Annotated in this window: 11 protein-coding genes; 3 read left to right on the forward strand and 8 right to left on the reverse strand. The window is 68.6% G+C overall.

Annotation, left to right across the window (positions count from 1 at the left end; translation table 11 throughout):
• Positions 1 to 43 precede the first annotated feature (43 nt).
• The 4 genes from ABZ664_RS34695 to ABZ664_RS34710 all read right to left on the reverse strand — a co-directional run bounded on the left by ABZ664_RS34695 (position 44) and on the right by ABZ664_RS34710 (position 2,770).
• A complete protein-coding gene (locus ABZ664_RS34695) occupies positions 44 to 415 on the reverse strand; it encodes a hypothetical protein (protein WP_362519884.1) in 372 nt (123 codons plus the stop codon).
• A 197-nt stretch (positions 416 to 612) separates the two neighbouring features.
• Complete coding sequence (locus ABZ664_RS34700) at positions 613 to 1,194, reverse strand: putative glycolipid-binding domain-containing protein (protein ID WP_362519887.1); 582 nt, start codon at positions 1,192 to 1,194, stop codon at positions 613 to 615.
• A gap of 95 nt (positions 1,195 to 1,289) precedes the next feature.
• Positions 1,290 to 2,444, reverse strand: a complete 1,155-nt coding sequence (locus ABZ664_RS34705; protein WP_362519890.1) for a hypothetical protein — start codon at positions 2,442 to 2,444, stop codon at positions 1,290 to 1,292.
• 11 nt (positions 2,445 to 2,455) lie between these two features.
• A complete protein-coding gene (locus tag ABZ664_RS34710; RefSeq protein ID WP_362519894.1) occupies positions 2,456 to 2,770 on the reverse strand; it encodes a hypothetical protein in 315 nt (104 codons plus the stop codon).
• A 395-nt stretch (positions 2,771 to 3,165) separates the two neighbouring features.
• On the opposite strand from ABZ664_RS34710, the gene ABZ664_RS34715 reads away from it, so the two are divergent.
• A complete protein-coding gene (locus ABZ664_RS34715) occupies positions 3,166 to 4,329 on the forward strand; it encodes an acyltransferase (protein ID WP_362519897.1) in 1,164 nt (387 codons plus the stop codon).
• 17 nt (positions 4,330 to 4,346) lie between these two features.
• On the opposite strand, the gene ABZ664_RS34720 is transcribed toward ABZ664_RS34715, so the two are convergent.
• The gene (locus tag ABZ664_RS34720) at positions 4,347 to 4,763 is read right to left on the reverse strand and encodes a VOC family protein (protein WP_362519999.1); all 417 of its coding nucleotides are present in this window, start codon (positions 4,761 to 4,763) and stop codon (positions 4,347 to 4,349) included.
• An 80-nt stretch (positions 4,764 to 4,843) separates the two neighbouring features.
• Here ABZ664_RS34720 and ABZ664_RS34725 point away from each other — a divergent pair, with 80 nt between their 5' ends.
• A complete protein-coding gene (locus ABZ664_RS34725) occupies positions 4,844 to 5,428 on the forward strand; it encodes a TetR/AcrR family transcriptional regulator (protein ID WP_362519901.1) in 585 nt (194 codons plus the stop codon).
• 169 nt (positions 5,429 to 5,597) lie between these two features.
• Here the strand turns inward: ABZ664_RS34725 and ABZ664_RS34730 are convergent, their stop codons facing one another.
• The 3 genes from ABZ664_RS34730 to ABZ664_RS34740 all read right to left on the reverse strand — a co-directional run bounded on the left by ABZ664_RS34730 (position 5,598) and on the right by ABZ664_RS34740 (position 12,524).
• Positions 5,598 to 8,327 carry a beta-L-arabinofuranosidase domain-containing protein gene (locus ABZ664_RS34730; RefSeq protein ID WP_362519904.1) on the reverse strand — a complete coding sequence of 910 codons (2,730 nt, stop codon included), beginning with the start codon at positions 8,325 to 8,327 and terminating at the stop codon, positions 5,598 to 5,600.
• 403 nt (positions 8,328 to 8,730) lie between these two features.
• Positions 8,731 to 10,971: a DEAD/DEAH box helicase gene (locus ABZ664_RS34735; RefSeq protein ID WP_362519907.1), complete on the reverse strand. Its 2,241-nt coding sequence runs from the start codon at positions 10,969 to 10,971 to the stop codon at positions 8,731 to 8,733.
• Between the two features lie 92 nt (positions 10,972 to 11,063).
• Positions 11,064 to 12,524: an MFS transporter gene (locus ABZ664_RS34740; RefSeq protein ID WP_362519910.1), complete on the reverse strand. Its 1,461-nt coding sequence runs from the start codon at positions 12,522 to 12,524 to the stop codon at positions 11,064 to 11,066.
• Between the two features lie 80 nt (positions 12,525 to 12,604).
• Between ABZ664_RS34740 and ABZ664_RS34745 the strand changes: the two genes are divergently transcribed.
• Positions 12,605 to 13,294, forward strand: a complete 690-nt coding sequence (locus ABZ664_RS34745; RefSeq protein ID WP_362519913.1) for a helix-turn-helix domain-containing protein — start codon at positions 12,605 to 12,607, stop codon at positions 13,292 to 13,294.
• Positions 13,295 to 13,453: the final 159 nt, after the last annotated feature.

Below are 13,453 nucleotides of genomic sequence, written 5' to 3' on the forward strand. Positions count from 1 at the left end.
CCCACTACTACGCCCAGATCCCGGCGACTCTCTGGACCACCGGCTACATCCAACTTATGGTCGGCCCGAGCCTTGCCATGTACCTGATCCTGCTCGACCAGAACGCCCTCACCGGCACCGCCCCCAACCAGTCTGGATCAGCCCTTCGGTGTTCAAGGCACACTGCGGACTCAGCCAAGACACCTGCGCTATCGGCATCAAGGACCTCACCGAACTCGGACTCGTCACCATCGGCCGCCAATCCATTAACCCCGACTATTTCGACCTCGAACGCATCCGCAACGTCCGCACCCTCAAGCCTGGCCAGCTCGACGCACCGGTCCGCCGCCTCCGGCACTCCGTCCGCAGCTCCCGTGACCCTATCTTCGACCTGGTCGAACCCGCTCAGCGTCCGCGCTGGTGTCAAGGTCTCCATCGGCGTCGTCCACAAGACCCTTACAGACGCCAAGGATTCGCAAGCCGCCCCGGCAACCAGCCGGATCGGAACGGCCAGTGGCGGTAAGCCGCGCCCCGACACCTCGCTAACGCCACTGACCATTCCATCACTGCTCGCCCCCCGGCCGCTGCGCCACTTCGGTGGAGTTCGGTTCGCCCGGTTCGACGGTTTGGCGGTCACGCCGCGCGTGCGGCGATCTCGGGGTAGTCGAGCACGAGGCCGGACTCGTCGTAGACGAGGCGGCAGGCGAAGTCGAAGACCGGGGCACTGTAGTCGTAGCGCTGTCGGGAGCCCTCGTCGGCGACGCGGACGTAGTCCTGTTCAAGCCGTTCGACGGTGAGGTCGGTGGCGCGTACGTAGGCGGCGGGGGCGGCCGACCGAGCGCCGACGCGCAGGCCCATCCGGTGCGCGGGGAAGGTGTTGGTCATCGCCGAGGACTCCAGGTCGACGTCCAGGCAACCGTCCAGGTGGGGGGTGGGTTCGCCGTCGACGCGCCAGTGGCCGGCGCCGTCGGCCTCCAGGACGGTCTGCCGGGCTCCCGAGGCCGACCGGCTCGTGATCCGTGCGCTTCGCGTGGTCCAGGCGGCGTCGAGGTCGATGGTGTAGCCGACGATCCAGGTCCGGTCGTCCTCGACCGCCGTCGTGCAGCCCTCGACGCGCAGGCCGTCGTCCAGGGGCCGGAAGTAGGCGACCTCGAAGCCGTCGCGTGCGTCGAGATGTCGCCAGGCGGCGGTACTCGGCGGTGTCGTGAAGGTCATCTTTTGATTCTGCCCGCCTGCCGATCCGTCTGCTCGTCCGCTGAGGACGCCGTCGGCCCCGGCCGGGGCCGACCAGGGCGGTGGGGTGAGCGCGATCAGTCGTCCAGCTCCCGCAACACGGCTTCCGCCTCGTACGAGGTGGTCTCGGCCGTGGTGGTCGTGAGGGTCAGTCTGATGCTGGGTTCGTTTCCGCTGAGATCCAGCATTCCGCCGACCACGGCCTTGGTGGTCGCGTCCTTCGACGAGCGTTGTCCGGCCAGAATGTAGACGGACTCGGCGCTTATCACCTTTCCGGCGACCGGAAAGACATCGGTCCGGGATCCCGGGGGATCATAGACAAAGCTGCCGCCCTCACCGTTGTCTATCACGAGGACGGCACCGGCGAAGCGTGCCTGGGCGTCCTCGATCGACTGTGGGGCGCCTTCCCGCTGGCTGAAGGAGACGACGGTCTTTATGGCGTAGCGTTTGGTTTTTGCACCTCCCTTTCCTGAGGTCGAGTCCGTGGGGCCGCCGTACGGTACCGGCTGGACCGGGGAGGAGATCACCGCTTCTGGGTCGTCGGAGACCCGCGAGGCGTTCAAGGTGGCGGTGAAGGTGCCTATCGAGCTTTCGCCGATTCCCTGCAGTCCCTGAAGGCTGATCGTGCCTTCAAGTTTGGAACCCGAAGCGCGGAAGCGCACCTCGCCGCGGTCGGGTATGTAAACCCCCGAGGCGAGTCCGGACGTGGCGGTGAAGGAGTTCGTGCTCTGTCCCGGCGCCGCGGGCGAGGCTTCGGGTGAGATACGGGTTTCTCCGTCCTTTTCCTGGATACGTGCAACCGCTCTGTCGAGCCCACCGCCGAAACAGGTGCCGGTGGTCCCGAACCGGATGGCACCGTACGCGGGCGCCCCCCATGGATCACCCACCTGGAGGCACCATTCATAGGGCGGGTGGCTGCTTGAGTCGCGGATGCGCAGCTCGCCCTGCTGATCGAATGTCGCGCCCCCGAACGCGCTGCCGCGCAGGAGGACCGTGTACGCGCCTGTGCGTACGGGCGTCGGGCGCCCTTTCTCGCCCCGGTCGCCGATGATGATCATGATGGTGGCGGAACCGATGATGAGAATGGCGAGCAGGACAGACCAGATCGCCTTCTGCTGACGCTTGGAGAAACTGCCGAATACGAGGGTGTTTCTGTCGCCGGTGACGACCGGGCCAAGGACGTTTCCTTTGACGTCGACCGACGAGCGATCGGGAGGGCGGGGGTCCGGCATCGGTGATCCGCCTATTTCCCGATGATGTTGTCGTCGCCGGTGACGACCGGGCCGTGAACGTCTCCACCGACCTGGACCGACCGTGAGCCGGGCGGTGATTCAGGGTTGGATTTCGCGGCACGTCCGCGCGGACGTGGAGTGGCGGGCGGTTCCGGTGGCCTGCGAATCGCGAGGAACCCGAAAATCAGGCCGAACACCCCGAAGACGACGCTGGCGAAGCCCGAGAGGACGCTGGACCTGCTGTCCGCTTCCTGGAGAGGCAGATGGAACAGATACCAGCTCCAAATTCCGACGCCGACACAAAGCATGATCAGCACAATCGCCATGACCAACCTCGTCTGCCGGGTCAATGGATCTCTCCGTCCGACCGAAGACCGCTCGACGCGGCGCGGCCTTGATATGTGGTGCCGCCGTGAGGCCTCGTAGGAATCATAATGTCGCGCGATATCCTCGTCACCAGGTCAAAAATGCTGATCCTGTTGAAATCCTCCGACGGCGGCTATCGGTCACCCCTTCGCGAGTTGATCGTGGAGTTTTTCTCCACTGTGGATCAGCTGGCCGATTTGATAATTTTGGCCTGTTTTGTGGGATGCAGAGGCGAGCGTACTTTTTACTCCCTCTTGTTGGGGATTCCACCACCTTCGCGCTGATCTCTCTCGGATCCCGAGTGACGGATCGGGCGATGTCCAGGAAAGTGCGTCTATCGCCTACAGTCAGGTGAATGGCCTCGATCCCCTCACGGCTGGCCTGGTTGGACGCCCTACGGGGGCCTGCCGCGCTCGCCGTCGCGCTGCACCACTCCGGCTGGGCCTTCATCCCGGACCTCTGGGCCGAGGTGGATCGCAGGATCGACGTCGGCACCTGGGGCGTCTTCGTGTTCTTCCTGGTCAGCGGCTATATCATCCCCGCCTCCCTGGAACGGCGCGGTGACCTGCGGGTCTTCTGGATCGGCAGAGCCTTCCGCCTGCTGCCCCTGCTGCTCGTCGCGCTCGGCCTGGCGCTCCTGCTCGGGTACGCCGGGGCGTTAGCCCTGCACCCGGGCCTGAGCACACGTCCCCTTCCCCTCGTCGTCCTCGGGAACGTGACGATGCTGCAGGAGTTGCTCGGCGTGCCCGCCGTCATCGGGGTGATGTGGACGCTCTCGTACGAGATGGCGTTCTACCTGATGGCGGCCGGGCTGTTCAGTGCGGGGCGGGCGCATCGGTCGGCCGCGACCGCGATCGTTCTGGCGATCTCGGCCGTACTCCTGGGGCTGCTGCTGCCGGGCCCGGTCATCGGTGGTCGCGCCGACCTGGTCGCGGCGCTTCTCGGGGTCGCGACGGTCGCGGTCATCGTGGTGTCGGCGCGGGCGGCGGGCGGGACGCGTACGGTCGCCGCGGTGGCCGGTGGTCTCCTCGGGGTGGCGCTGGTGGTGCTGGGCAGCCGGATCGGCGCGTGGCAGGGCCTGATCGTGCCGGCCATGATGTTCGCCGGTACGGCCGTGTACCGCGCGGAACAGGGGGCGATCCGACGGCGTACCGCCGTCGCCGCCGTGCTGACGGTGCTGGCCTGCGGGGTCCTCGCGAAGGACGACCCCGGCTGGGCGCCGGCGCTCCTGCTGGCGGTCGGCTTCTTCGCGGCCGCGTTCGCGCTGCGGCGCAGGTCGTTCCCCCGGTGGCTCGCCCACCTCGGGGTGATCAGCTTCTCCCTGTATCTGCTGCACCCGCTCCTGCTGGGGGTGAGCCCGAATCTTCCGCTGTTCTTCCTCGCCCTGGTGCCGCTCTGCTACCTGACCCACCGCCTGATCGAGGCTCCCGCTCAACGTCTCGGCAGGCGGTTGGCCAGATCTTCCCCGAGGGAGGCCGAGAGGGAGCCGACGGGGGAGTCCGCACAGGGCGCGTCCTAGAGAATCACCCTGAGGGATCAGGGGAGGGCGTACTGCTCCGCGTAGGCGGCGGACGGCTCGGTCGGGGTGATCACGTCGATGAGCACGCCGTCGGGCGCGGCCACGATGAAGTGCCGCTGGCCGAAATCCTCGGTGCGCAGCGTCAGCTCCACCGGGAGCCCCGCCTGCCGTACGAGCCTGTCGTGCTCGGCGTCGACGTCGGTCACCTCGAAGTTGAGGATCAGCCCTCGCACCGCGGAACGGTATTTCTCCGGCACGGTCGGATGGGCGCGGTCGACGAGCGCGAGCTCGTAGTGCGGCGGCTCCGGCCGTCGCATGCTCACGTACCAGTCGGCCTCGAAGGTCGTCTCGAAACCGAGGAACCGCCGGTAGAAGTCGTGGGACTCGGCGATCCGATCGGTGCAGACGACCGGGTAGAAGCTCGTGAGGGTCATGCCGTTCCCTTCGGTCCATTTCACATACCAACGGTATGTGAAGCTAACATACCATCGGTACGTCAACAAGGGAGGCCACGGTGAACCGGGCACGGCAACGGCTGGAGACCAGACGGGCGCTGGTGACCGAGGCGAGGGCGCTGTTCGCGCGGCACGGGTACGCCGCGGTGAGCCTGGCGCAGATCGTCGGGGCGGCGGCCGTGACGAAGGGCGCGCTCTACCACCACTTCGAGAGCAAGGCCGACCTCTTCCACGCGGTCGTCGAGCAGGTGCAGCAGGAGGTCGGCGAGCGGGTCGCAGCGGCGGCCGACGCGTACGACGACCCGTGGGAGCAACTGGTCGCGGGGTGCCGGGCCTTCCTCGCGGTGAGCCGTGACCCGGACGTGCAGCGGATCATGCTCATCGACGGTCCCGCCGTGCTCGGCTGGAACGAGTGGCGGGCGATGGACGAGGCGTCCTCGGCGCGGCACCTCACCGAGGCGCTCGTCACGCTGATCGAGGCGGGGGTCATCGCCCGCAGGCCCGTGGAGCCGCTCGCCCACCTCCTGTCCGGCGCGATGAACGAGGCGGCCCTGTGGCTGGCCCGCTCGACCGACCCCGACGACCTCCCCGCCGTCACCGAGGAGCTGACGCGCGTCCTGGAATCCCTGCGCGACCGTCGGTGACCGGAATCCCCGTGCGACCACCGGTGACTGAAATCTTCGCGCGACCGTCGGTGACCGGAATCCCCGCGCGGCCCTTGGTGAGGCGATCGGGCGAAGCCTCGTTTCCGATCATCGAGGCTTCGCCCGACGGGAATTCACTTACTTCCCGCTTTCCGGTCGAACACGTGCTTTACACGAACCTCCAGAGGTTGTTGTTCGAGCCGTTGTCGTCGGCGAGTACGACCTGCGCGCCCTGGGCCGTGCCGGAGAGGCCGAGGACCCGGCCGCCGTTGGCGCACTGGATGCGGAAGGCGGCGTTGGAGCCGTAGCGCAGCCGCCAGCGGTGGTCGTTGGTGCCGTTGTCGGCCCACTGCACGACGCGGGACCCGGCGGCGGTGGCGGCGTTCTCCACGCCCAGCACCTTGCTGCTGTTGGAGTTGCGCAGACGCAGGTAGCCGCCGGTGTCCACGACCGCCGTCCACAGGTGGTCGGCGGTGCCGGTGTCGCCCCACTGCACGACCAGCGCGCCGTCGGCGGTGGACATGTTGGTGACGCCGAGCACCATGCCGGTGCCCACGTTCTGGATACGGCGCGCGCCGTTGGGCACGAAGCGCCACTGGTTGTCGGCGGTGCCGTTGTCGGAGTCCTGCACCGCCTGGGCGCCGTTGGCGGTGGAGTTGTTCTGGATGCCCAGCAGCTTGGAGCTGTTGGCGTTACGGATCTTGACCGAGCCGTCGCCGACGTCGACGATCGCCCAGCGGTGGTCGGCGGTGCCGGTGTCGCCCCACTGGAGCACCCGGGCGTTGTCGGCGGTCGACATGTTCTCGACGCCGAGCACCTTGCCGCTGTTGACGTTACGGAAGCGCAGGTTCCCCCCGTCCACCACGGGCACCCAGTCGTGGTCGGCGGTGCCGTTGTCGGTCCACTGCAGGGCGAGACCGCCGTCGGCGGTCGACATGTTCTGGATGCCCAGCGCCAGCCCGCTGGCCGCGTTGATCAGCCGGAAGCTCGCTCCGCCGCCGCCGCTGGAGGAGCCGGTGGCGTTCCAGTAGACGACGTAGTTGTGGTTGTGGGCGTCGTAGAACGGCCCCAGGTTCACCGATGCCCCGTTGGCCGTGGCGGTGAAGGCGAGCGACGAGGTGCTCGTCCGGGTGATCGACGAAGGGGTCAGCGTCGGCGCCGACGACAGGGAGGTGTTGCCGTAGTTGCCCGACAGTACGACCGGGCCGTAGGTGACGGCCTGGATGTTCGGGTTGTCGTTGGCGGGCTTCATGATGACCCGCATCGGCAGCTGCACGGTCACCGTGTCGCCCGAGGCCCATGACCGGTTCAGGTCGGCGTAGGAACCGGGGGTGGTGACGATGTTCTGCTGCACCCCGTTGACGCTGATCGTCGCGCCCTGGGTCCAGGCCGGGATGCGGATCCGCATCGACCACGTCCCGCTCACGTTTCCGGTGACCTGCAACGACGTGGTGTCGCTCACCGGGAAGGAGGTGGTCTGGGTGACCGTGATGCCGCGCTGTGACCAGTTCAGCGTGGAGGGCGCGAACAGGTTCACGAAGAGCGTGTTGCCGTTGTGGAAGTAGATCGAGTCCATCAGCTTGCTGTGGATCTCGATGCCGGTGCCCTGGCAGCACCACATGCTGTTGTAGTCGGTGCTCCAGGTGCCGCCGCCCCAGGCCGGGCCCACACCCCGGCGGCCACCGGGGTTGAGCGGCGTGAAGTAGGTGACGTGCCCTCGGCTGTCGGCCGGGTTCTGCTGGCCGAGGAGGTGGTTCAGCAGGGCGTTCTCGTAGTAGTCGAAGTAGTCGGCCCTGGTCGGTGCGAGCGTCCACAGCTCCCGGGTCAGCTTCAGCATGTTGTACGTGTTGCACGCCTCCCCGGTGTCCCTCGCCAGGTAGCCCGCGATGGCGTTCGGCGCGCGGAAGTGCTCGGCCTGGCTGTTCGAGCCGTTCACGTACGTGTGCGCGCCGACCGTGATGGCCCAGGCGTTGGTCGCGATGTCCCGGTAGCGGGTCGTGCCGGTGGCCTTGTACTCGCGGGCCGCCCCGATCCACTTGGGCACCTGCGTGTTGGCGTGCAGCCCGTTGAGCTGGTCCTGGTTGGAGGCGAGCGGGTTGAACACCGAGGCGTGGTCGAATCGCTGGGCCGTGGTCAGCCAGCGGGAGTCGCCGGTCATCTGGTAGATGTCGGTCAGCACGGCGTTCATGCCGCCGAACTCGGTGCCCAGCATCGACTGCATCTGGCTGGAGCTGAGCCGGGAGGTGCGCGTGTCCACCCAGCCGGCCAGGGCGAGCAGCACCGTTCTGGCCTGGGTGTTGCCGATGTGCCGCCACACGTCCAGCAGCCCGGCGAGGGTCTTGTGGATGCAGTAGTAGGGCACGTTGCCGTTGTTGAGCGTGCGGTTCTCCACGGCGGTGATGTCGGACTCGGGGAAACCCGACAGGTAGCCGGTGGTGAACCCGGCCGCGCCGTTGTTCGCCTGGCACTTGGCCAGTTCGGCGACCATGTGCTCGGCCTTGCTCCGGTAGGTGGTGTCACCGGTCACCATGTACGCCTGGGACCACGCGGTCAGGAAGTGGCCCTGCATGTGGGAGCGGAACGGGAAGTTGGGAGCGTCCCAGCCGCCGTTGGCGGTCGCGCCGTTGGTGGACAGGCGGTGGTTGGCGCGGAAGACGTACAGCAACCGCTCGACGTCGACGAAGCGCAGGTAGGACAGGGTGCGGTTCTGGTTGTCCAGCCAGCGGCCAGAGGTCAGGCGGACCTGGCCGAGGTCGAACTCGTAGGCGGACACGCCGATGTCGGCGCGCGCCCACGGGAGGGCGGCCCAGGCGGCGGACGTACCCGCCACCTGACTCGCGGCCGAGATCGCGACGGTGGCGCCCGCGGCCTGGAAGAGCTGGCGGCGACTCAAGGACATTGGGGGTGCTCCTTTGAGAGAAGGGGGGATGTGACCTGCCGTGACCACCACGGTCGGCCACCGACTTTCAGCCGGTGAGCTGCCCTACGAAATTGTTAGCGCTAACATTTAACGTGGCAATTCTGTACGGACTCCTTCGGTGAGTGCTTTGCCGCGAAGTACATCCGATGACCCGATCCGGCGTCAACGAGTCACGACTCTCGCTGACGTGGCGTTGTCAGGGCGACTGCCCCTGCCTGGAGGCTCGTCCGAAAACGGATCGCGCCGCCCTGTCCGCGCTTGTGAAAGTTTCACAGAAGTTACCGCTTTGCAACAGGGGGTTTGCGCGATTTAACGCGAACCTGCCGCACCGCGTCGCGGTCGGCTCCTCGCGTCGACTGCCAAGGGGCGGCGAGCGCCCTTCTCAGTCTTGCGACGGCCGCGCCGTCGCGAGGCGTCGCTGTTCCTCCTCGACGATCTGGCGGGCGAGTGCCTGTTCCGAGATGTCGACCGCGTCGGGGGTGGAGTCGGCCAGGTCGCTGCGGCGGGCGTAGGTGTCGAAGAGCCCGGCCTTGCCGCGCAGGATGTCCAGCATGCGCTGGTCGACGCTGTCGGCCGTGAGGATGCGGTGCACCTGGACCTTGCGTACCTGTCCCATGCGGTGGGCGCGGGCCACGGCCTGGCTCTCCATGGTCGGCTTGACCTGGGGCTCGCAGATGATCACGACGGAGGCGGCCTGCAGGTTGAGGCCGACCCCACCCGCCTGGATCTGGCTGAGCAGTACGGCATGTCCCTGGGCCGCCGTGAACTCGTCGACGACCTGCTGGCGGCGATCGGCGCCGAGGTCGCCCGAGATCGGCCCGTGCACCCGGCCGCCGGGGTCTCCGGGGGAGGTCGGGGTGCCGGGGCCGGCGAGTGCCCGGTGGACGGCGGCCATGACGTCGCGGAAGTAGGAGAAGACCACGACCTTGAGATCGTTGCCCGCCGCCTCGTCGACGAGTTCCAGCAGCCTCTGGAGCTTGGCCGACGTCTCCGGTACGGCGTAGGCGGCACGGCGCATCGCCATGAAGTTCCCGTCGGCGACGGCCTTCCTGTAGGCGGCGAGGTCCGCCTCGCCGAACTCCTCCCACTCGTCCACGTGGACGAGGTCGGGCAACTCGGTGAGCACGTCCTCCTGGTTGCGGCGCAGGTAGACCGGCGCCACGGCCCTGCGGAATGCCTGCGCCCCCGCCGCCCCCGCGGCTCCCGCCGTCGCGTCGCCGTTCCGGAGGGCGGGGATCAGATCGGGCCTGAGATAGCCGACGAGGTTGCGGAACTCCTCGACGCGGTTCTCCATCGGGGTCCCGGTCATGAAGAGCACCCGCTCGGTACGGTCGCACCAGCGGGCGACGGCCTGGGAACGCCTCGCGGCCGGGTTCTTCACGTAGTGGGCCTCGTCGACCACGAGCATCCCGAGTGCGACGTCGTCGGGAATCTCCAGCCGGTGCAGGGTGTCGACGGTGGTCACGGCGACACCGCCGGTGCGTACCCATTCCGCCAGGGCCGCGGCCCGGTCGCCGCCGCGCAGGGAGTAGGCCCGCAGCGTGCTGCGGGTCTCGACCTCGCGCACCCAGTTGATCAGGACGCTGGCCGGGCAGGCCACCAGAAAATGCCTCTCGCCTCGCGCCCGGAGGTGCGCCAGGACGGCGATGGCCTCGATGGTCTTGCCCAGGCCCATCTCGTCCCCCAGGATCACCCGGCGCTGGGCGAGGGCGAAGCGGGCGCCGAACGACTGGTAGCCGCGCAGGGAGACCCTGCGGTGGGTGTCGTCGAGGTTCTGGGCCTTCACCCGCGAGGAGATGTCGTCGGGCAGGAAACCCTCTGAGGCGACCCTGTCGGGTTCCGTCGCCGCGATCTCGGCGAGCAGGTTGTAGTACTCGGACGCGCGGAACTCGAAGTCGACCCACGCCTCGATGCCGGAGACCGGCGGGCGCAGCAGGTCCACGGAGACCTGGCCGAAGAGCAGCGCCGTGTCGGACGCGTTCGCCTCCGCGATCACGTCCTCGATCCGCGCGACGGCCTCCCGCGCCCGGCGACGGCCTTCCTGGCCCGCGAACAACATCCGCAACCACCCGCGGGCGGGCTGCGCGGCGGGCAGGAGCGAGGCGAGCCTCTCCGCGATCCTGCGCGCGACGGCACCCGCGCGCGGCAGGTCGGGGCCCGCGTTCACCAGCCGGTTCAGTGCGATCAGCAGGGCCGTGGTCTCGTCGTCCTGCCGATCGACGTCGATCCGCAGCGCCACCGTCTCCTCCACCGCCTTGGCGATCTGCCCGGCGGCGGCGTGCGCCTGTCTCGCGTTCCACGCCCCGACCCCGGGGAGCAGTTGGAGCGCGTACGGCGTGGTGTCCAGGATGTCGAGGACCGTCTGGTGGCCGGCCTGTTCGAGGGCGCTGACCCGAAGCCGTCCCACGGTGACGTCCTTCAGGCGCGCCAGGGGAATGGACCCCAGTTCCTCACGTGCCAGGCGCGTACGCACCGGGGAGAGAGCGCGCTGGACGTCGGCGCGCGCTTCTGCGTCATCGGCGAGCAGGGTGCGCGCGTGGGACCCCAGGCGCCCCGCCCTCTGGAGGAGGCCCCTGACCTGCCCTGGGGTGGGTACCGGCTCCTCTCGCTCGACGTCGCCCAAGCCCTCGTCCCTCCCCTCACGCCCCGATCATGGCAGTTCACCGTCGCCAACGGCCGGTCGGTTGTCAACGACCGGCGAAGCCGGACACGGCATCACAGCCCTTTGCCCGGTAACGAGCCGTTCATGAGTTCTGGAACGAACCTGTCGGCCCCGCTGCGCCCGCGCAGGCCGGACGCGATGACGGCCGCCGCGACGAAGGCCATCGCGAACGGGATGACCAGGGCGGCGCGGAAGCCGTCGAGCTGGGTGAGGAGGGACCCGCCGGAGCCGGTGGCGGCGACGTTCACGGCGGTCACCGCCGACAGGCCGAGCGCCGCGCCGAACTGGAAGGAGGTGTACAGCAGGCCACCGGCGAGTCCCTGCTCCTCCTCGGCCACGCCGTCGGTCGCGGCTATGGTGAGCGGCCCGTACGCCAGGGCGAAGCCGAGACCGAGAATGATCATGGTCGGGAACATCGCCGCGTACGTCCAGTCGAGACCGACCGGCAGGAACAGCGCGTAGGCCACCGCGGCGAGGCACAGCCCGCCGAAGATCACCCGGACGTTGCCGAAGCGGTTCACCAGCAACGGGGTGAGGGTCGGCGCGAGTATGGCGTCGATGCTGACCGCCAGCAGGGCGAGGGCCGCCTGCAACGACGACCAGCCGCGCAGTTCCTGCAGGTAGAGCACGACGAGAAACTGGAACCCGAAGAAGGAGCCCCCGAACAGCAGCGCGCCGAGGTTGGCGCGCACCAGTGGGCCTGAGCGGAGGATGCCGAGGCGCACCAGCGGCGCCGCCGACCGTCGCTCGATCGCGACAAAAGCGGCGATCAGCGCGACTCCGACGGCGAGCGCTCCGGCCGTCCAGGCCCATCCCCCGGCGGGGTCCTCCAGCCGGACGACCGCGAACACCAGCGTCATCATCGCCGCGGTCACGGTGACCGCTCCGGCCAGGTCGAAGCCCTGCGTGTGACGGTACGGACGCTCACCGCCCGGGATGAGGCGAAGCGCGGCGACGAGGACCGCGGAGGCCATGATCACCGGGGCGAAGAACACCCACCGCCAGCTGATCTCGGCGAGCAGGCCGCCGACGACAAGGCCGAGGGAGAAGCCGGCCGCCGCCGTACCCGCGTAGACCAGGAGGGCCCGGTTGCGCTGCGGCCCCTCGGCGAAGTTCGTCGTGATGATGGAAAGACCGGCGGGTGCCATGAACGCGGAGGCCACCCCCGTCACGAAACGGGCGACGATGAGGATCCATCCCTCGGTCGCGAACCCGCCCAGGCCGGAGAAGACGATGAACACGCCGAGCCAGGCCAGGAACATCCGCCGCCGGCCGAGCAGGTCGGCGGCCCGCCCGCCCAGCAGCATGAAACCGCCGTAACCGAGCACGTACGAGCTCATCACCCAGCTCAGCGAGCCCGTGCTCAGGTCCAGGTCGGAGCGGATCGACGGCAGGGCCACGTTCAGCATCGCCACGTCGATCCCCTCCAGGAAGATCGCACCGCACAGCACGAGCAGCATGCCCCAGGCACGCCCGCTCATCCGGTCCGAGGGTGGAGACAGTGGTGTGGACACGAGACGACTCCTCGAAGAGGCGGGAACCGCAGTCGGTTCTCTCTTGTAAGTAGTCGCATCATGAGACACCATCAATGACCATGGAAGAAGGCACTTCGAAGTCACCGAGTCGCTGCCCCGATACCGACGGCGCCCACAGCGCCCACAGCGCCCACGATGCCTACGACGCCCGTCAGTGGGACACCCGGGAAGACTGTGAGGTCCGCCAGATCCTCGACCGGGTCGCGGACAAGTGGTCCCTGCTCGTCATCGCGCTCCTCGACAGCCGCACCCTGCGTTTCACCGAGCTGAGCCGCGAGATCGACGGCGTCAGCCAGCGCATGCTCACCGTCACCCTGCGCCATCTGGAGCGGGACGGCCTGGTGCGCCGCACCGTGCACCCCGTCGTGCCGCCCCGGGTGGACTACGAGCTCACCCCCCTCGGCGTGACCCTGCACGACACCATCCAGTCGCTCGTCACCTGGACGGAGCGGCACCAGAACGAGATCGCCGCCGCCCGTGCGGCCTACGACGCCCGCGCGGACACCGCGCCGGCCGCGACACCGTTACGTAACGGAACCCACCCCCCAGTATCGTTACGTAACGAAACTCGGGCCGTGGCGGCACCGCGCGAGGAGAGCACTCGCGGCGAGGCCCGCTCGCGGTGCGAGGTGTGCGGCGAACCGATCCACGCCGCACGTACCGGCCGCCCCGCCCGGTTCTGCAACGCGGCGTGCCGCCAGAAGGCGCACCGCCGCCGCTCTCGCGCCACCCTGCGGACCTCCGGCTGACCTCACCCCCGCCGTTCCCGCGCCGCCCTCGGGGCCTTCGCCTTCCCCCGCGTTTCGCACGTGACCTCGGCGAGAGGCAGGACGTGGGACGGATCTCGCAAGGGCGGGCAAAGGATTGCCAAGGGGGTCCGTGTCGCGCCCTCCAGTCGAGGTCGCAGC

Source organism: Streptosporangium sp. NPDC006930 (assembly GCF_040635605.1).
Taxonomy (GTDB): domain Bacteria; phylum Actinomycetota; class Actinomycetes; order Streptosporangiales; family Streptosporangiaceae; genus Streptosporangium.